Source organism: Paenibacillus nanensis (genome assembly GCF_003583765.1).
GTDB classification, from domain to species: domain Bacteria; phylum Bacillota; class Bacilli; order Paenibacillales; family Paenibacillaceae; genus Pristimantibacillus; species Pristimantibacillus nanensis.
Genome location: NZ_QXQA01000002.1, coordinates 100271 through 119062, shown reverse-complemented (window position 1 = coordinate 119062; position 18792 = coordinate 100271). Strand labels below are relative to the sequence as shown.

At 44.5% G+C, this 18792-nt stretch carries 21 protein-coding genes and 2 tRNA genes; 17 read left to right on the top strand and 6 right to left on the bottom strand.

Going from position 1 to position 18792, the window contains the following annotated elements; all coding sequences use genetic code 11:
* Positions 1 to 9: 9 nt before the first annotated feature.
* The 8 genes from D3P08_RS03770 to D3P08_RS03740 all read left to right on the top strand — a co-directional run bounded on the left by D3P08_RS03770 (position 10) and on the right by D3P08_RS03740 (position 5308).
* Positions 10 to 948: a PIN-like domain-containing protein gene (locus tag D3P08_RS03770; protein WP_119598116.1), complete on the top strand. Its 939-nt coding sequence runs from the start codon at positions 10 to 12 to the stop codon at positions 946 to 948.
* A 680-nt stretch (positions 949 to 1628) separates the two neighbouring features.
* A complete protein-coding gene (locus D3P08_RS03760; RefSeq protein WP_119598114.1) occupies positions 1629 to 2033 on the top strand; it encodes a hypothetical protein in 405 nt (134 codons plus the stop codon).
* On the top strand, positions 2030 to 2533 hold the full coding sequence (locus tag D3P08_RS03755; RefSeq protein ID WP_119598113.1) for a hypothetical protein: 504 nt from the start codon (positions 2030 to 2032) through the stop codon (positions 2531 to 2533). The genes D3P08_RS03760 and D3P08_RS03755 overlap by 4 nt, the downstream gene beginning before the upstream one ends.
* Before the next feature lie 409 nt (positions 2534 to 2942).
* Positions 2943 to 3089: a hypothetical protein gene (locus D3P08_RS27195; RefSeq protein WP_162848352.1), complete on the top strand. Its 147-nt coding sequence runs from the start codon at positions 2943 to 2945 to the stop codon at positions 3087 to 3089.
* The gene (locus tag D3P08_RS28020; RefSeq protein ID WP_119598112.1) at positions 3074 to 3367 is read left to right on the top strand and encodes a phage holin family protein; all 294 of its coding nucleotides are present in this window, start codon (positions 3074 to 3076) and stop codon (positions 3365 to 3367) included. Before D3P08_RS27195 ends, D3P08_RS28020 begins: the two co-directional genes overlap by 16 nt.
* Before the next feature lie 355 nt (positions 3368 to 3722).
* Entirely contained in the window at positions 3723 to 3890 is a 168-nt protein-coding gene (locus D3P08_RS27190) for a hypothetical protein (protein WP_162848351.1), read from the top strand.
* A gap of 9 nt (positions 3891 to 3899) precedes the next feature.
* Positions 3900 to 4403, top strand: coding sequence for a GNAT family N-acetyltransferase (locus tag D3P08_RS03745; RefSeq protein ID WP_119598111.1), 504 nt, complete (start codon positions 3900 to 3902; stop codon positions 4401 to 4403).
* Between the two features lie 86 nt (positions 4404 to 4489).
* Positions 4490 to 5308, top strand: coding sequence for a peptidoglycan recognition protein family protein (locus D3P08_RS03740; RefSeq protein WP_119598110.1), 819 nt, complete (start codon positions 4490 to 4492; stop codon positions 5306 to 5308).
* 46 nt (positions 5309 to 5354) lie between these two features.
* Here the strand turns inward: D3P08_RS03740 and D3P08_RS03735 are convergent, their stop codons facing one another.
* Positions 5355 to 6158: a hypothetical protein gene (locus tag D3P08_RS03735; RefSeq protein ID WP_119598109.1), complete on the bottom strand. Its 804-nt coding sequence runs from the start codon at positions 6156 to 6158 to the stop codon at positions 5355 to 5357.
* Between the two features lie 173 nt (positions 6159 to 6331).
* Here D3P08_RS03735 and D3P08_RS28015 point away from each other — a divergent pair, with 173 nt between their 5' ends.
* Positions 6332 to 6565 (top strand): aspartyl-phosphate phosphatase Spo0E family protein, encoded by a 234-nt coding sequence (locus tag D3P08_RS28015; protein ID WP_119598108.1) that lies wholly within the window; start codon positions 6332 to 6334, stop codon positions 6563 to 6565.
* A gap of 53 nt (positions 6566 to 6618) precedes the next feature.
* Here D3P08_RS28015 and D3P08_RS03725 read toward each other — a convergent pair whose 3' ends face one another.
* Positions 6619 to 7269 carry a lecithin retinol acyltransferase family protein gene (locus tag D3P08_RS03725; protein WP_119598107.1) on the bottom strand — a complete coding sequence of 217 codons (651 nt, stop codon included), beginning with the start codon at positions 7267 to 7269 and terminating at the stop codon, positions 6619 to 6621.
* Between the two features lie 295 nt (positions 7270 to 7564).
* Here D3P08_RS03725 and D3P08_RS03720 point away from each other — a divergent pair.
* Positions 7565 to 7650: transfer RNA gene (locus D3P08_RS03720), tRNA-Leu, on the top strand.
* A 100-nt stretch (positions 7651 to 7750) separates the two neighbouring features.
* On the opposite strand, the gene D3P08_RS27185 is transcribed toward D3P08_RS03720, so the two are convergent.
* Entirely contained in the window at positions 7751 to 7921 is a 171-nt protein-coding gene (locus D3P08_RS27185; RefSeq protein WP_162848350.1) for an HU family DNA-binding protein, read from the bottom strand.
* Positions 7922 to 8059: 138 nt separating this feature from the next.
* Here D3P08_RS27185 and ung point away from each other — a divergent pair, with 138 nt between their 5' ends.
* Positions 8060 to 8731 carry a uracil-DNA glycosylase gene (gene ung / locus D3P08_RS03715; RefSeq protein ID WP_420819011.1) on the top strand — a complete coding sequence of 224 codons (672 nt, stop codon included), beginning with the start codon at positions 8060 to 8062 and terminating at the stop codon, positions 8729 to 8731.
* A 66-nt stretch (positions 8732 to 8797) separates the two neighbouring features.
* On the opposite strand, the gene D3P08_RS03710 is transcribed toward ung, so the two are convergent.
* Positions 8798 to 9760, bottom strand: a complete 963-nt coding sequence (locus D3P08_RS03710) for an S-layer homology domain-containing protein (RefSeq protein ID WP_119598106.1) — start codon at positions 9758 to 9760, stop codon at positions 8798 to 8800.
* Between the two features lie 166 nt (positions 9761 to 9926).
* Here D3P08_RS03710 and D3P08_RS03705 point away from each other — a divergent pair.
* Positions 9927 to 9999: transfer RNA gene (locus tag D3P08_RS03705), tRNA-Val, on the top strand.
* 318 nt (positions 10000 to 10317) lie between these two features.
* Here the strand turns inward: D3P08_RS03705 and D3P08_RS03700 are convergent.
* Together D3P08_RS03700 and D3P08_RS03695 are read right to left on the bottom strand one after the other, a co-directional pair.
* Complete coding sequence (locus D3P08_RS03700; RefSeq protein WP_119598105.1) at positions 10318 to 10848, bottom strand: GNAT family N-acetyltransferase; 531 nt, start codon at positions 10846 to 10848, stop codon at positions 10318 to 10320.
* Positions 10849 to 11014: 166 nt separating this feature from the next.
* Positions 11015 to 11380 carry a hypothetical protein gene (locus tag D3P08_RS03695; RefSeq protein WP_119598104.1) on the bottom strand — a complete coding sequence of 122 codons (366 nt, stop codon included), beginning with the start codon at positions 11378 to 11380 and terminating at the stop codon, positions 11015 to 11017.
* A gap of 219 nt (positions 11381 to 11599) precedes the next feature.
* Here D3P08_RS03695 and D3P08_RS03690 point away from each other — a divergent pair, with 219 nt between their 5' ends.
* The 5 genes from D3P08_RS03690 to D3P08_RS03670 all read left to right on the top strand — a co-directional run bounded on the left by D3P08_RS03690 (position 11600) and on the right by D3P08_RS03670 (position 18737).
* Entirely contained in the window at positions 11600 to 11827 is a 228-nt protein-coding gene (locus D3P08_RS03690; protein WP_119598103.1) for a DUF3231 family protein, read from the top strand.
* 310 nt (positions 11828 to 12137) lie between these two features.
* Positions 12138 to 13730: a response regulator gene (locus D3P08_RS03685; protein ID WP_162848349.1), complete on the top strand. Its 1593-nt coding sequence runs from the start codon at positions 12138 to 12140 to the stop codon at positions 13728 to 13730.
* A 43-nt stretch (positions 13731 to 13773) separates the two neighbouring features.
* Positions 13774 to 15543: a sensor histidine kinase gene (locus D3P08_RS03680; protein ID WP_119598101.1), complete on the top strand. Its 1770-nt coding sequence runs from the start codon at positions 13774 to 13776 to the stop codon at positions 15541 to 15543.
* The gene (locus D3P08_RS03675; protein WP_162848348.1) at positions 15540 to 16832 is read left to right on the top strand and encodes an ABC transporter substrate-binding protein; all 1293 of its coding nucleotides are present in this window, start codon (positions 15540 to 15542) and stop codon (positions 16830 to 16832) included. The genes D3P08_RS03680 and D3P08_RS03675 overlap by 4 nt, the downstream gene beginning before the upstream one ends.
* A gap of 264 nt (positions 16833 to 17096) precedes the next feature.
* A complete protein-coding gene (locus D3P08_RS03670; protein WP_119598099.1) occupies positions 17097 to 18737 on the top strand; it encodes an extracellular solute-binding protein in 1641 nt (546 codons plus the stop codon).
* Positions 18738 to 18792 lie beyond the last annotated feature (55 nt).

The window sequence follows — 18792 nt, the reverse complement described above, 5'->3', positions numbered from 1 at the left end:
CTTGAATCAATGGAAGATTGGATAGCAAAATCTGCGATTCGATTACGGAAACAACTTGTTACTGAGCTGCAAGAAGAAGTTGGCAACTTGAAAAGTACCATCACTCAAAAGCTTTCCAAAAACTCAAGTGATATAAGTAAATCTGAGTACTTTGAAAATGGAGAGTTAAAAGCCACTGATCCAATATCTGTAAGGCTTTTTGAAGTATTTGGAGACAATATTGGTGCGAACTTCAAAACGGAAGAATTAATGAAGATTTTTGAAGAAGGAGAGAGTCGTTATTTAGTGAACTTCCCCCCAGGATTCAGAGATTTAACAAAACAAGATTACAGGAAGTTTGGAGATCTTATAATCTGGAAGGAACTAATACGAAAATCTAAAGAGACATCTAAGCCCATAATATTCATTACAGACGATGTGAAGTCTGATTGGTGGGAGAAGGATTATAAGAGCGTGAGACCGCATCCTGAATTATTCGAAGAATTCTACAGAGAATCAGGACAATACGTTCAGATCTTTACATATGAGCAATTTGTTGAACAGGTGAATCAATTAATTGAAGATGTACCGGAGACATCGAAAGTAATTGAAGAAATTAAGTCAATAAATGAAGACATCATTGATCTTCGGCCTCTTGAGATTCCGACTCCCCAAATTGGAGATGTTTATTACTATGATTATTGGGAAAACGCATCAACTTATGGAGAACGGGAAGTCATCGGAGATAAGTTGCTTTTATATAAAGAGTTGGAGAATAATTATTTCCTAGCCTTCCCCTTATCAAAATTAAATAGTAAGACAATAAAGTTGCCTCAGATTGTTGTCGGTGGAATGCACTTTGCAGTACGTGTAGATAAAAGATGTGGAGTACGCGGTGAATACTTAAAAGTATGTATAGATAGAATAAATTTGGGCCTGTTGGATGAATTAATTGAATTAATTCCATAACCGTACAATGAACAATTAACGCAGCCTGTCTAGTTAACCTTTGCTGTTATAGTGATGCATATAGTTGATTCCGTGGCTTATAATTAACTCAAGGTTGAGAAAGAGGAAGGCTTGTATGCCTCCCTCTATCTAAATACACGTATTAAAGCGATCTAGAAAACATAGAAAGTTCCCTCAGATGTATGCCGAGGAGTGCTTTTTTTGTAATTGCGGAGTTGGGGTATGGAGATGTTGAGATCATTGGCAATATCTTCTTGAGACTATAAAACTTTTTGAAGGATTCAAAAGTTGTTAATTAGTTGCTCTTCCATTCTGAATCCATATATCCTCTCCAACTCAACAGCACACTTTGCTAGTTTTGATTTGACCAGATTAGATTATTGAAGTGATCAGCATAATTGTCATCCTCTCATTCTCTGTGATATTCTATTGGTACAATTATACTATTCTACCAAGGGGGTCGTAATATGAGGGGAATGGCTACGTCTGATGTACTAAAAATTGTTGTTCTAGTTGGTATTTTGCTAGCTATAATGTGGGGCTTTAAAAATCAAGATGATGCTAGTGCGACAATCGCAAATGTCATTACGTCTTATTTTAAAACGGTAACTGATTTCGTTACCTCGTTCTTTACGCCAATTTTTAATAACTAAGTCCCTAGAATAGGAGGATACATCAACATGCCATTATTAGCGACTTACAAACTCCCATGCGGAGATAAAAATCATTACCCAGAGAAACTAGAATATTTAACTCGAAAAGGCCAAGCAGTAGTGTTTCATGTTCGCTCCAGTAAAGACTTCCAATGTCATCTTGTTATGCCTAAAGGTAAAGGTGTAGAGATTCTAAAGACGAGCCATAACATTGATGATATTGTCAATGCATATGAATCCATTAAGTTAATCGAGGAAAAAATTGTGGATTCAAACGGTATATTCTTTTATAAAATGGCTACCGATGAAAACGAACTTAGAAAGCTTCTGGAGGATAACAGGAGGGTGGAAGCTTCAATTAACAAAGATCCTACTGCGCTCATGCAACGGGATCTTTATTTATCTAGTCCTATTAGGGAGGTCAAACGATGAGTGTATTAAACAAAAAGTTTAATGAAATGATCCCTACTATCAATGAGGCAATTACATTCGCAAAGAACTTAAAAAGGGCAAGAGATAACTTTTCTGGAAGGTATCCCAATATGCATACCGCTAGTCAGATTATGAGCAGAAGAGAAGAATACGATAATGACCCTGATATCAATAGAACAAAAAAAGAATTTTACGATTTCTTTAACAGATTATCTTATGATGACGTAGTTTTGATTGAGGCTGTCATGTACATTGGAAGAGATGAACGAAATCCTGTTGAATACCTAGAAGAGAAACAAGAAGTATTAGATGAAGGTGGTTATTGGGAAGAAGACGAAGCAGGAGTTTTCGACAGTCCACAGAAGAAACTCTTTGACCATATGAAGCATATTAAGACTCCACCAAATACAAAGGCGATATCCATTGATACAATGTATTCGAAAGCTCCATTGGCTGAGTATCTGAAGCGTGGAGTTAAGGTGTTGACAGCAGAATACTAATAAAAAGAAAATAGGATTTCTTTCTTAGGTCTCTAGCTTCCTCTAATCGTCTAGAGGACCCCAAGAACACAGCAAAATTTCTAAGTTAATACGTGTACAGTCAAACGGAAAACAGCTTGATGTTCCGTCTTATCCCGTTGGAGTTTCTCCCGCTCCAGAGAATGATGATTTACGAATTAAAATTGATGACACGGCGACTTGCCATGTAATTGAACATGGTTCAATAACAGACGTAAGAGCTTTACCTTTAAGAGTGTTTATTGATGGTCAAGTACGTTCTATCTTACGGGAGCTATAATATTATTAAAAGTCATTATACAGAATAAATAAAATATCAATTTCAATGGTTTTGGGGAGGGTGTTAATGCGCTCTCCTTTTTACATTTGTAGAAAAGTGGAGGTAAGAGAGATGTTAACTCAAATCAAATTATTGACGATAAAAGAAGCAGCAACGTGTGGAATAGCAGCCTCAATATTTACATATGGTTTTGGCCCATTCACAGGGCTTCTAGAGGTATTCTTCATTGCTATGGTCATTGATTGGTTTACAGGATAACAGCATCAATTTGGGAACAGAAATCAATCAAGGCACTTAAAAGCAGCAAAGGTTTCTGGGTAGGTATGAAAAAATTCTTCATGATCTTGACAGTGTTCTTTGCTCACAGAATAGATATGGCCTTCGACATCAATTGGCTCATGACAGGAACCTTATACTTTTGGATAGGTAATGAGTTGATCTCGATCATGGAGAACTACGCTCGAATGAACATGAACTTTCCTGAACCATTCAAGAAATGGATCGATGGTTTGAAAGGTAAGGTTGAGGGGAATTAGGATGCAGGAGATTGTATGAAAGTTTAGAGTTAAGAAAATTTTCATGAACAGGTGTTTATATCTTTCGACCCTTAACTCCAAAATTTTTGTTGGTAATACTTTACTATGATCAACTAAAAATGATAGAATAAACTTGTCAAGAGGCATTTATTGACCGCATTCTGCGCCTTTCGTGTCAACTTGACAGACTTCCCTATTATATTCTATCCATAATGATTTGAAAATATTCATGGTTTGTCGCGTGATTGGGGAAAATTTTTTAGATTCATTGTCTATAGTGTTACAACTTTCTCAAAACCCATCTACTAGAATTGTATTCTAGGAGGTGGATAATATTAAAAAGAAGGTGATCCGAATGCCACAAACAGCAACAAAACCAATTAGAGCAACCAGAATTACTTTTGCTACTTCTGATGAGAAGAAAAGTTTTGAACAGTATGCCATTCAAAGAGAAAAAACGAATAGTGTTGGAATGAATCGTATGCGTGAAATGATTCGTGATCACAAAGACAATAGAAAGTAGTGCGGCTTAATGCTTCTATGGGAATATATTGACGCAAAACACTTGCCAGCAATTGAAAACTTTGAATGCACAGACGAGCCATCAATTAAAACTTATCTCATAGAGGAAGCTCTTAAGTTTCATGAAATGAATCTAGCAAAGACAAAGTTATTCTTTGATAGAGAGAATAATCTAGTTGGATTCTTAACTTTGTATAATGATATGATGCAAATAGGCAGGAAAAAACGGAAAAAGCATGGACTAAGCGAACTTCCATCTTACAAGTGGTATCCTGCAATAAAACTGCATTATATGGGTGTAGATTCTCGCTTTAGAAACAAGGGATACGGACGCTACATTTTGTTGTCTGCTTTAACAACTGCGAAAGAACTTTCAGAAGCGACAGGATGCTTATTCTTAACAGTAGAGTCACTTATGAGCGCAGTTAGTTTTTATGAGAGACATGAATTCGATAGACTTTCTATAAATGGTAAGTATCTCAACATGTTTTTCAAGGTCAATGAATTATATTAAAAAGTCACTCCAAGCATACAGGAGTGGCCTTTTTTATGTCCACTTTTAGTTACACGATTCAATCAGAAAGTTGGTGCCATGACTAAATGTTCAAAATGAAATATTCAATTACGCAGAAATACTTAACCAACAAAACTCAACGTAGATCAGGAATACTCATGCCCTATGTTGGTTTTATTGTGTCACATGATACTGGAAATGATGGTAGTACAGCATCAGATAACGTTAACTATTATGAAAGCTCTAAAAATGAAGTGCAAGCATCTGCTCACACTTTCATTGACGACAAGGACATTATTGAGTGTATTCCAGCAACACAAGATAAGCCAGAGAAAGCATGGCATGTGCTTTATAATCGATCCGAGGATAATGAGAAGTTCGGTGATAATTCCAACGATATCGGTATTGGTGTTGAACTTTGTTACTCTGAAGAGAAGGGAAGCATAAACAACACTGAAGCCTATAAGCGGTATGTTTGGTATCATGCTTATCTTTGCTATAAGTTTGGGTTAGATCCGAGGAGTAAGATTGTAGGCCACAATGAGTTAGACCCAGATAGGAAGACTGATCCATTTATGAACGCAATGAAGTTGATGGGTATTAGTAAGGATCGTTTTATTTATGATGTGGTTAGGGAGTTAGATGAATGTACGAAAGTCAAAGAGGAGGATGAATCAATGACAAAAGAGGAAAAGCAAGAGTTTGATGAGTTGAAGGCTGTAGTTGAATCACAGGGAAAGTTAATTCGTTTGCTACAGGGTAATAACAAAATGAAGGAAATACTAACTTGGGTGAAAGATGCTGTAAACGCTGCAGTAAAGGCTGAATTGATAGATACACCTGAAGATGGTAGTTATGACTTCTACAGGATGGTAACTCTTCTTTGGCGAAAGGGGATTGTCTAATGAAGGAAAAGCCCTCCATGTATAGAGGGCTTAGAGTTAGTACTAATTATTGATCAACGTTATTAGTAACCGTAATGAGATGAGTAAAACTTCCACCTAGTGTATTAGGAACTTCGGTGCGTCCAACTGGATAGCCAGTTATCGTTACTTCATCTCCAACCTTGATACTTCCGCTAGGAACCATGCTAAAGAATTCTACAATTGTGCCCTCATATGTCTCAATAACAATATCAGAAACAACTCCAGATTCACTTTGATCGCTACCTGGAGGATAGTCCTCTACTACAACGGCAACTCCTGTGAATGCAATAGGCGTTCCGTAATAATTCCATGGAGTCTTATGAACCGCCTCTGAATCCTCATAGACACCAGCAGGCATGTCCTTTATTGCGTTTAACATATCAATTGCCAACCAAATGTTTCCGTTTTCTAAGGCATCAACTTCGCTTAGGTTCCAATCAGGATTTTTAAGTTTTTCTTCTTGAGCCTTAATTCTAGCTTCTTCCTCCGCTTTTTTCTTTGCTTCGGCTTCAGCTTTCTTTTTCTCCTCGGCTTCCTTTTTTACTTGTTCTTCTTCCTTTTTCTTTGCTTCTTCATCGGCTCTCTCTTTAGCTTTTTCTTCATCAGCAACTGTTGTTACAGATGCAGTTGAGTTATTTGTCCCATCAGTAGGAGTCAATGCAATAGCAACTATGATCGATACAATAAAGACGAAGAAGAGAATGCCAGTAATAATAAATAGAATCTTAGCACTTCGATTCTTTCGAATTGCAAAAATGATTGCGATGATAAGTAGAGTAATCCCTGCAAGTGCGGACAAAAGACCTAGTAAAACCAATAATATAGTCATTTTGGTACTCCCTTTTTTGTTAAATTATGAATCTATGATACTATAATAAATGTCTTTTGGCGATAGTTGGAAGGAAGAGGAGAACTTGCAGAACGTCATGTGGTGATAAAAGGAAATAAGGTATGAGGTAGAATAAATAATTATCTATTTGAAAGAGGCTGACTGAAGGGGAAATGTTTGAGTTTGAGGTATGTCGTTGTAGAAATCAAATTGAAAAACTACGATTAATTATGGAACTTACATATGAGAAATTTTTATCCTTTACAGATTCATCAGTACTTTTAGCTAGTCAAGCACTTGATGATGCTTTAGCACAGTATAGGAAGTGCCCTAATTTTGATGTATGTAATAATTGGGGTAGGGAAGAAAAAGGGAATAGGTATAGGAAAAGTGTGATGGTTAGTTAGAGTTATTCAAACAGCCCCCACTTTTCAATGTGAGGGCAGTTGCAGTTTAGTTATTAGTAATCGTAATCTCTGCCACTTCGACACCAATTGGCGAAATGCTCGCAGTTGTTTGATACGACATTATAATTCTTTTCACCAATTCTGGAAAATGCTCGCTCGACAATTCTACTAGGTTCATAAGTTACATAGCTGTTCTTAACATGTACTCTCACTCCTCTTGAAAAAGTTTCCAAATCATGAATACATATACCTTCATCGTCGAGGTAGTGAATGACCTTTTCTCCACCTAAATATATACCGTGATGGGTATACCCAACACGTTGGACATATAGATGGTCTCCCGTTTTAAATTCTTTACGCTCTTTGATTGTACGTTCCAATATTTTATTAGGGTTGATTGCGTCACTAATGTTTTCGAAATTTGTCTCTATCTTTTCTACAGATTTATAAAAATTTTCAACTTTGGTGCCAAACCCAGAATCGATATTGTTTGCAATAACTTCAACTTTCCTTCTTACCTTATGTTTGGTTTCATTTGCCACTTGCTTAAATTCGTTATGTACGGTTGGTATGGGGCCGCGAATTGCAATATCTTTAACAGAGATGTCTTTCTTTTTAAGGGCTTCCCCTGCTTCCTCAAATAATCCTTCTAGTCCACCACTTTTTCCAAGTCCACCTGACTTTAAGTTGCTCCAGAATCCCATTTAAGTATCCCTCTCTTCTTGTAATCTAGTTCTATGGAATTAGTCTACAAGATATGTTGGGATTTGGCGATACGTGGAAACATCAATGAGGTATCTGGACTTTGATAATGTATTAATTTAGTGATATAATCCCTTTAGATTATAAGGGAAAAGTGCGACTGCATGGATCGAATAAAGCGTGGCAACCATGCGGCATCAAAACACTTTATGCTAATTGAATAAAAGTATTTTACGCAGGTGTCGTAAAAAGCGTGGTGCCGATAATCCAAAAACTCTGTATTATCAAGGTTTCCATGCCGGGGTGGCGGAACTGGCAGACGCACAGGACTTAAAATCCTGCGGTGGGTGACCACCGTACGGGTTCGATTCCCGTCCTCGGCACTTCTCTTAAAATTAAAACTAGCACCTCATGATCATGTTCGCATGGATGAGGTGCTTTTTCTATGTCTGCATTACAAATGAAGAAACTCCCCGAAGGGAGTTATTGGAACTCGATATTATCTTCACCGACTAATGAGTTGTAAACTTCATTGTTGATCTCAACGGGCAAACGCATCTTAAGATAATCAACAAGAGCATTTACGGCTGCCTCCGCCTGAGCTTCGGAAATGCCAGCTTCTTGTGCAACATGTTGTCTGACCATGTGCTTCATTCCATTACACCTCCTATACCGGGATTATTGTGTACTCTTCTCAGGAAAGTTATTCAAAAAATCGGCAGCCGATTACGTGCTAGCATTGTTATTGTATAATAGAAAGACGACTAGAAAGCTGCATGGGGGATAACGAGAATGAAGCTGCCGGATAACGATTGGGGAGAGCTGCTGAAGGATGAGTGGGAGCAGCCGTATTTGCAGGAGCTTTTGCGCAATATCGCTTTGAAATATAAGGAAACGACAGTGTTCCCGCCGCAAGAGGATTTGTTCAATGCGTTACGGTACACGCCGTTTGAGGGCACGAAGGTTGTTATTTTGGGGCAGGACCCTTATCATGGCGAGGGACAAGCTCATGGACTGAGCTTCTCCGTTCAGAAAGGCGTAAAGCTCCCGCCATCGTTGCGGAATATTTACAAAGAGCTGGCAGAGGATCTCGGGTGTATGGCGCCTACGCACGGCTGCCTGGAGTCTTGGGCGCGCCAGGGCGTCCTGCTCCTTAATACGGTGTTAACGGTTGAGGAGGGGAAGCCGGCCTCTCATCAAGGCATGGGGTGGGAGCGGTTAACCGATCGGATTATCGCATTATTAAATGAGAGAAGAAAGCCTGTTGTTTTTATATTATGGGGCAATCATGCGCAAGCGAAGGTGGGCGGCATTGATGGCAACAAGCATCTGATCTTGACTTCGCCGCATCCGAGTCCGCTTGCCGCGCGCAAAGGCTTCTTCGGCAGCAAGCCGTTCTCCAAAGCGAACGAGTTCCTAATGGCTCAAGGAATGGAGCCGGTCGATTGGCAGATCGCCGAATAGGAAAGAGGGCCTTCTAGAAGTCTGAACCTTTGTTCAGATGCTGGAAAGCCCTCTTTAAGAATCATTTTATTGCGCGATCTTTTTTTCGCTGCTTACGGAAGCGTCGGAGCCGCTGGAGCCGCCGCCAACCTCAGGCAGCACCGGCTTGAACGCCGAGTCCACATAAGTGGAAACCTTCACTTCAGTAATAACTTGCGGATACATTTTGTCCGGGTCCGGATTAACGGCTTCGGTGTAGATCACAGCTTGATTGTCAACGAACTGGATCGATGCGATGCGGAGCCCGTAGCCCGGATTTGGCATTTGCGCTGTGACGGTTACTTTATTGATAGCCGGAGTAACGGCTTCAACGGACAATACTTGATCGAAAGCCGGCTGTTCTGGCTGCGGCTCGACTTGCGGTGTTTCTTCTACAAACTTGATTGCGTCATGCAGCCAAGCTGCGGCTGCCCCGCGAGTAATCGCTTTTGTCGGGTAGAAGTTGTTATTGCGGTCAAGTGAAGCGATTTTTGTAATCAGAAGCTTCTGAATGCTGTCCATGTAAGCAGGGTTAACGTCTTTTTCATCATTGATCAGCATAAAGATCTCGATAAACGCGTAATCGCCCTTCGCGATCATGGCCTTGAACAGATGATGAGCGAATTGCTCTTTCGTCATCTTGTCGTTGGCTTTCACATCTTTCGGGATGTCCAGACCATAGAAATCCGCAATGACGAACGCTTGGGAGTACCACGCATCGTCTTTCAGATTCGGATGGTTGTCGCTTGCTAACGGCATTTTAATGAAACGGACATGGTCAATGTTCAGATCCAAGCCTTTGACGATCATGGAAATACCGGCTGCGTAAGTAAGCTTGCCATTCGGATTAAATCGGCCATGATCACCGCTAATAATCCCTTTTTCCTCGAGCGAATTGATCTTGTCTTTGTTCGGATCATTTTTAACATCTGAGAAGGCAAATACGGATTGGCCTAGCGTGAAGATCATGATGACCGCAAGAGCCAATGTCAACAACGACTTTTTCTTCATGTGCTCACCTCTATTATTTTTTGCAGCTGCACACTCACAGACGGAAGCATTGTCAAATAGGTTGCAAAGTATGCCGCCCAAAGAAAAAACTTTTTTAAATTGGCCCGAATAAGTATTGACTCCTGCCCATTCCTTTGATATATTATTACTTGTCGCTAATAACTTTGATCTGTTAGCTCAGCTGGGAGAGCACCATCTTGACAGGGTGGGGGTCAGTGGTTCGAGCCCACTACAGATCATACGAAGAAACCCTTGGGAAACCAAGGGTTTTTGCTTTTTCTAATGATATTGAGACGAACATTCTTGCGCTCGCTAATACTTTAATCGGGCAGTCCCGGAGCGCGCTTTTTCATATGGGAATGGTGTAGAGATAACACAGTCGCGAGCCAAAGCGACCGCCGAAGGTTCGACCCCTTCATCCCGCTTATTACTCCAAGAGCTTTATATGAGCGGCAGTCGAAAGGGGATTGGACAGTTGAACTACATTAATTAGTAAATACGGAAATATAGTGAGGAAAACAGCCTGCATTTTAGAAAATGTAGGCTGCAGCTTTACGTCAATCCGTTATTAATTTGGTATAAATATTTAGATCGATCAGCTTCCCTTTGGATTTTTCATACTCTTGTATTGTTCCTTCGAGCGTAAAATTTAACTTTTGTAAAACTTTAATTGAATGAATGTTTTCGGGCTCGACTTTTGCTTCTATCCTGTTGAATTGTAAGGTGTTGAAGGCGTAATCCAATAGGCATTGAATGGCTTCAGGAGCGTAACCCTTCCCCCAATAATTCTTGTTTATATCGTAACCAATTTCTGCTTTTGCGTTTGCGAAATCTAATGCGTTGAAACCACAAGAACCGATGATGCGATTTGACGCTAATTCAAATATGGAGTACCGAATAGCTTTGTTTTCCAGAGACAGCTTATCAAGAATTTCAATCATGTCCACTGCTTGTCTTTCATCAGTGAAACTGTTGATATTCATAAACTTTGTCACTTCAGGGTCTGACCAAATTTCAAACAAACTTGCTGAGTCGGATACTTTCATTTTTTTTAAAACAAGTCTTTGGGTGTGTAGTTCTGTAATCAATACTTTACCTCCATTATGAATTTATTTTTGGGTTTAAAATATCGATATCTGAGCATCGTTCAGCCCTTTCATTGTTAAACTTCTACACTATTATAATGTACTAGTTCATTTATTTCACATTACGACGGAGCGGAGAGTTCACCTGACGTTTCGTTCACAGTATGGGTTACAAAGAGGAAAGATCATCAATGGCTTGAATAGCGAGTTTCACCGATTTCATTCTTCTTTCTAAAAGCGTTTTTTGCGGACTACCGGCCTTCAACTTCGCGTACGAGTTTTCAATTGATGGTAATAAACCCGAAAGAACAGCCCGAGCTTCCGCTAAAGCTTCCCGGGTATAAGGATGCGGTCTTTGATTCCACGCGGTTTCAAGCACGGCTAAGCCAACGGAAGCAGCATGGAGTCGTTTTTTAACAAGAGTAGTATTTGCGTTATGTTGAGTCATCTGGGAAAAGGCTTTTTCGAGTTTTCGAATCGTGGATTGTAATGATAGTATGGATTCCGATTTTTCCAACTCAGATACGTTTTCCATGCGTACACTCCTTTCTCGAAATCATTCGATTTTGATCAAAAAACGGATTTCACTTGTAATGTAGTATCAAGCGTAATAAGTGAATTTTTTTGCGCCTAGTTTAATTATAGAACACTAATGCAAATGCTAATGTTGGTTAGGCCGGTTCCTTAATTTCGCAATATCCATGCAATAAAAGTTTAGAATACGTACTTTAATGTTTCTCTTGAATGATTCGGGATGTTCTCGGACGAGGACTTGAACATCGAAGCTCCCCGTCTTTACTCTGACTCTTTTTATCTAGGATATATCATGAATTTCGGAAAACAGGGAATGGCTATTTACTCCTTCGCCATAGCTGTAACATCGAGAAAGGATATACGCGAGTACTTCACGGAATGTCTTGCTTCTTCGACAGAACTTCTAAATCGATCTGGAGAAGGTGCCTGGTGCGGTAGACAGAGATAAAATTGCGGTAAAATAATGAAGCTAGGTTCAATTTGTCCGAGATTGCTCCCATTCTTGTTTTTGTCTTTTGTATTGACAGTAGAAAGTCCGCGGATCTTTGCATCCTGCGGGCTTTTTTCTGCTTTCTTGGTCCGCCGCCGCCGCAATATTTTACAATCGCAATACCAAAATTACTGTAGCGAAAAGGTTTTATGGGGCGTTATGATAGGCTCAAGCAAAGCAATACCTTTCAACCCATTCCAATGGAGGTCGATAAATCGATAAAAAACATTTTACAAAGAATGATTCCGAACGAAATCGAGGGATGATGATGTTCAAACTAATCATTGTGGATGATGAGTTGTTAATGCGAATCGGTATACGTTCCATGCTGGAATGGGAGGCGCACGGCTTTCGGCTCGTTGGCGAGGCGGCGAACGGCAGAGAGGCGCTTGATCTCGCGCATCGCATGTCGCCAGATCTTATCATTACGGATATTAAGATGCCTCTCATGGACGGGCTGTGCCTCATACGGGAAGTATCGAAAGCGCTTACGAGCTGCAAGTTTGTCATTCTCAGCAACTTCGATGAGATTGGGTACGTAAAGGAAGCGCTGCGGCTCGGGGCGTCGGATTACCTGATCAAGAGCGAGATTTCAAAAGACGCGTTGGCCGAAGTGCTGGCCGGGATCCGGGAGAAGCTGGAGACAACGGCCGGCACCGACGCCGGCAGGTTCCCGTTGCCGACTGATTATACGGAAAGCTTGACGCATTTGAAGGAACGCTTGTTCAAGGATCTAATCAGCGGATTGCTTGATGAACGTGAAGCTTCGGTCAAGGCGGAGCAGCTGCAGCTGCGAGTCCGGTCGGATCTTCTTGTCGTATCCAAGCTTCGCATCGACCGATTCGAGGAGGTGCGGAGGAAGTACGTGGAGAAGGACGAGAGGCTGCTGCGCTTCTCGGTCAGGAATATACTGGAGGAAATTATACCGAGCAGCCGCAGCATCGAGATTGTTGTTGAGAACTCCGCTGAATATTTGCTCATATCCAATACGCTCGGCAAAGAATGGCCTGATGTCCGCAGCGAGCTGGAGAAGCTTCTCGGATCCATACAAGCCACGATGAAGGATTTCATGAATATTTCCTTCTCCTCCGGAATCAGCACTGTGGTCACGGGCTTCCGAGAGGTGAAATCCGCGTACCGCGAAGCGGATTACGCCTTGCGCGGACGCTTCTTTGCGGGCATTGGACAAGCGGCATTTTATGAGGATATGGCAGGCTTGCTCGAAAAGGAACAGATCGAAAATGTGCTGGATAGCGGAAGGGAGCTTCTTCTGCAAGACGCCCTCGATTCGAAGCACGCGGGGCAGATCGTTGCATACCTCGACGAATTTCGTAACGACCTGGATCATCGGCGCGCCGACGAGAAATCCATTCGGATGGCGTATATCCGGCTGACTGAGATGATTAATTCCCGAAATCCGCGGGCGCGGCAGTCGGAGAACGACCGATCGCCGTACGAAGCGGTGTTAACGGCGGAGACTTGGGAGGACATTCATAAGCTGGCAGCCGAGTACGCCTGCCGGAGCCTATCCGACGGACGGCCGAGCGATCAAGCGAGTTACGCCGATATGGCGGCAGAGATGATTCACCGGTATTATGCCGAGGACATCTCGCTGCAGAGTGTGGCAGGCCAGATCAATGTGCATCCGGCCTATCTCAGCCGAATATTTAAGCAGGAGAAAGGCGAAAATTTCATTTCCTATTTGACCCGCGTGCGAATCGAACGGGCAAAGTCTATTCTGGAGAGCCGGAACTACAAGATTTACGAGGTTGCGGACAAAGTCGGCTATCACAATTATACGTACTTCAGCAAGCTGTTTAAGAAGGTTGTCGGCGTCAGTCCCGAAGAGTACCGCGGCTAACTCCGGCAAGATACTAGCAGCCGAGGCCGCCGGAGGTGAATGTATGCGAAAGCTTTTCCCGATCTTCAGCATCAAAACCAAAATATTAATCATTTGTTTGATCATCATCATCATTCCGATCTTCGTGATGACGATCAACTCTTATTCCTCTTCGCAACGGATGCTGGAACGAAAGTACACAGAATTGATGATGGACGTAGCCGGGCAGACGAATACGCGGATTGACGAATATTTGAAGGAAATCGAAAAAATATCGCTCGTCGCCAGCTTCGGCATGAACAGCAATGTAAGCGCGACGGCCGAAGACAATTATCCGATTCAGGAATTTCTGCTGGCGGATAACAAAGAGAATGAGAATGCGGCTTACGGCTTGCTGATGAACTACGTCATCATGAAGGACCGCGAGATCAGCTTCTACGTCTACAACCTGAATGGCGGGCAAGATTTATTCGTCGGAACGGATCCCCCTTATGATTATACGTATAATCCGGCCGAGGAAGAGTGGTTCGAGTTTTTCCGCGTATCGAACAGCAAGACGATGACGCTCGATACGCATATGGACCGCCAGTCGAAAAGCGGCAAGCTCGTGATCTCGCATGTGCGGAAAATTCTTAACATGAACAGCGGCACGCTGCTCGGCTTTATGGTCGTTAACATTGATTTGGATGTCATTGACGTTGTGAACGGGAGGCTCCAAGAAGCGCTGCGCTCGCGCTTCACGATCGTGGATGAGTCCGATAACATTATTTATAATGCGGACACCGGGCTGATAGGGCGGAAGTTCTCCGAAACCGTCCGTCCGAATCCATCCACCCATATTATCGTAACCAGTCCATTCGAGCGGGAGCGCTGGACGACTTACTTGTATATGCCGAAGAGCGAGCTGTCGGCGGAAGGCGATATTTTCAGACAGAACATCGTTTTGCTGGCGGGGCTGATGATGCTGTTTGCCGCGATCGTCTCGGTCTTCCTTTCTAGCGTCATTACTCGTCCGATCAAAAAGCTCATGAACAATATTTTGCTCGTTGAGAAAGGGCAGTTCGATCAAGTGGCGGATATCCGATCCAGCGACGAGATCGGTCACTTGTCCACCCGATTTAACCGGATGTCCCGCGAGCTCAAAGGGCTGGTTGAGCAAATTCAACGCGAGGTGAGCGAGAAGGCGGCGGCGGAGATGCTTGCGCTGCAGTCACAGATCAACCCTCATTTTTTGTACAATACGCTCGGTTCCGTCAAGTGGATCGCCTCCATGCAGCAGGCGGACAAGATTGTTGAAATGACGGACGCTTTGATCGCAATGCTGCGCTATGCCGCCGGGTCTGAAGGCGCTGTCGTAACCTTGCGCAGCGAGCTGGCCAATTTGCGCAACTATATGGCGATCCAGAAGGTCCGCTACTATAACCGAATTCGAATGGTTGTGGACACGGACGAGGCGCTGCTGGACTGTCCGATGCCGAAAATGATTTTGCAGCCGTTTGTTGAAAATGCGATTTTTCACGGACTATCCGGTCAGGAGGAAGAGGGCTTAATCGAAATCCGGATCATCCGGAAAACGAAAGATATCGTCATCGAGGTAGAGGATAACGGCATCGGCATGGATGAAGACACGGCGGCAGCATTGCGGAGCAGTCTGACGGAAGCGCAGCACGGCCAAAGGGGGATTGGGCTGCATAACGTACGACGGCGTCTGCAGCTTTATTACGGCAGCCGGTATGGCATCGAATTTGAGAGTCGTCTTCATGAAGGGACAACGTTCCGTATCTGCTTGCCTCTCTCGCGCGAATTGGAAAGCGAAAGGGGGGCTGTAGGGTGAAAAGCAGCCGCTTTCTGTATAGTCTGCTCGCCCTTTGTACGGTCATCGCGATCACCGCGCTTCCCGGCTGCGGGGATTCGGGACGGTCTCGCACGTCCGATAATACTGCGGGTTCAGGTGAAGGCAACCGGTCCCAACCAGTCGTGCTGCGGTATACGAGCTTTCAATTGGATTCAGCCAGTATTTACTTTGACACGATCGCGGAATTCGAGCGGGCCAACCCCGATATCCGCATCGAAGTCGATTATATTGAAAATGCCAATTATACGACAGGCTTGAAAATGCGGCTGCTAGGGGGCGAAAAGATGGTCGTGTTCGACGTCTGGTCTCCGAGTTTATTCGAGGAGATACGCCGGCTCGAACACAACGTCTATCTGGATCTGAACGGGTCCGACTTTCTGAACGATTTCCTGCCTTCTTCCTTGGAGCCCGTGACGATAGGCGGCAGGGTGTATGGCGTGCCCGGACTCATGCATACTTGCGGCCTGCTCTTTAATAGGTCGATGTTCGAGCGGCTCGGGCTCGAGGTGCCGAAAACGTGGGAAGAGTTTCTGGAAGTTTGCGAAGCGCTTAAAAGCTATGGCATCGTTCCGATTGCGTTCAATTCGGAATGGTGGGTGCCGCAGTTTTTGTTCGGCTCGATGATGTCAAACAACGGCGCGGACGCCGCGTGGACAAATAAGCTGGAGCAGGGCGAGGTGAAAGCCGACGATCCCATACTCATCGATGCGATGATGAAGACGAAGCTGATCGTCGACCGCGGGTATGTGCCCGCTGACTGGCAGCGCCACAAGCATGAGCAATCAAGAGAAATGATGGTGCGGGGAGAAGCGGCCATGCTTGTAACCGGAACATGGGATCTGCCTGTCATTACGGGCGGCAGCCCGGATCAAGATTTCGACTTTATGATGGTGCCGGGCGAGGAGCGTACGGTGCCGAACTTGAATATCGGATCCTATAAAGTCATCAGCTCGGGAACGGCTCATCCGGAGGAGGCGAAGCGTTTCCTGGCGTACATGAACGGAAGGGAGAGGCAGCAGGAGCTTGCCGGTAAGCTGTTGGCCGTGCCGGCAGTGCATAACGCCCATATTGACGACCCGGTTGTGAACAAGATATCGGCATTCGTTACCCGCCAAGACGCAGCCATCTATTGGCCGCATACAGTGTCAACCGAATCGCTTCAGGTGGCGATATTGGAACAAGTGAACGCCTACCTGACGGGCAAAAATTTATCCTCATCCATCTCTTCGATCCAACAACAATTAGACCGGCACCGTATACCGCAATGAAGGAGCGGGACCGGACCATTACCCTCAGAGCAGACGATTCGGGCTAGCTGCAAGAGGGTCTTTTTTTGACGCGCACCCGGACGAGGGGGGTATTGCACTTTTTTAAGGAGGTCCTATCTTTTTTTTTACCTTTTTGACGATTGTGGCCCACGCCCCCGTTCAAGAGGTCAAATAATAGCAACCTTTCGGTTAAACCCGTTAATATACCGCCTTTGTGGACTGTCCTACAATGAAGAGGAATTGAAAAAGCAATGGGGGGTTCTTATGAAAAAGAAATTCATAGCGATCGTCATGGCTTGCTGTCTCATTGCGCTTACGGCGTGCAGCAAGGGCGGCAATAACGAGGCAACGACACCTTCGGCGGATCCCGGGCAAGCGGTTAACGAGAGCGGAGAGGTCGATTACGCGTTCGGCAAGTACGACGAACCGGTAACGATCCACACGGTCCGCGCCGAGTACGCGTCCGCGCAGTTCCCGGAAGGCGACGACATGACGAACAATGTCTGGACGCGCGCATACAAGGAGAGGTTCAATATCGAGGTCGTAACGGATTGGGTAACCGACGAGTACGATACGAAGCTGAATTTGGCCATCTCCTCCAACGAGCTGCCTGACGTCTTCCATGTTAATGCGGCCCAGCTGCAGCAGCTCATCGAAGCGGACATGATCATGGATATGACGGAGGTGTTCGACAAGTACGCGTCCGACCGGGTCAAAGGCTATATGGAAGCCGATCGCTCCAGCTACGAGTCCGGCATGCGGGACGGCAAGCTGTACGGTATCCCGCAGCTGCACTGGGGCTTTATCGACCAGCCGGATTTCGTCTGGATTCGGAATGATTGGAAAGAGGCTCTTGGATTGCCTGACCCTCAGTCTATTGATGACGTCAAGAACATCGCGCTCAAATTCATGGAAGCTTACGGCGGCTACGGCATGGCCGTTGACCAGACGCTGGATTATTTGAACGCCCTCGCGATCGCTTGGGATGCCCATCCGGATCTATGGATCAAGGGCGACGACGGCAAGATCGTCTACGGTTCTGTCCAGCCCGAGATGAAGGACGCGCTGGCAGCATGGGCCGAATGGTTCAAGCTCGGCATTATCGATCCGGAGTTCCCGGTCAAAGATTTCAGCGCGATGAACTCGAACGTAGTGGCCGGAAAGGTCGGCATTCAGCCGTATTGGCAATGGTGGGGCTACAACCCCGGCGTCGACGTCGTGACGAACTTGGGCAAAGAGGCGGTGTTCTATCCCTACAAGATCAAGAAGGCGGACGGAAGCGACGCGACGCAATCGATCTTTTTCGCGAATGGCGTTTATACGGTAGTCAATAAGAAATCGAAGCATCCGGAGGCAGCGGTCAAGCTGCTAAACTTCTACGCGTATATGCTCGATGAAGGCGTGGCTCACGAATCTCCCGAGACGGTGTCCGCATTCATTGACAAGGACATCGCGCATGTGACAGGCGCATTTAAGATTATTAATCCGAATACGGATTACGAGCAATTCTCGCGGGTTAGCGAAGCGCTCAAATCAGGCGATACGAGCGCATTCACGACGAGCGGCATGTGGCAGAAATACAACAACAGCGTGGAGTTTATGAAAAACGGCACACCGGCCGCGACAGGCGACTATCTGCAGCAGGGATCGCCGAAAAATGCCTACGGCCTCTCCAAAGAGATCATTGATAACAAGCAATATATCGAGACGGCGCTCTGGGGCGCGCCGCCTGAGGAGCTATCCGATTACGGCTCCACGCTCGACGATATATTGACGGAAGGCTTCACGAAGATCATTATGGGCGCGGAAAGTATCGACTACTTCGATACGGTCGTCAGCAATTGGCGCACGGCCGGCGGCGATGCCGCGACCGAGGCGGTCAACGAATTGTACGGAAGCAAATAACAATCGCTGCATCCGCGCAGGAGAGGCCGGGAATGACTCGCTTCTCCTGCGCGAA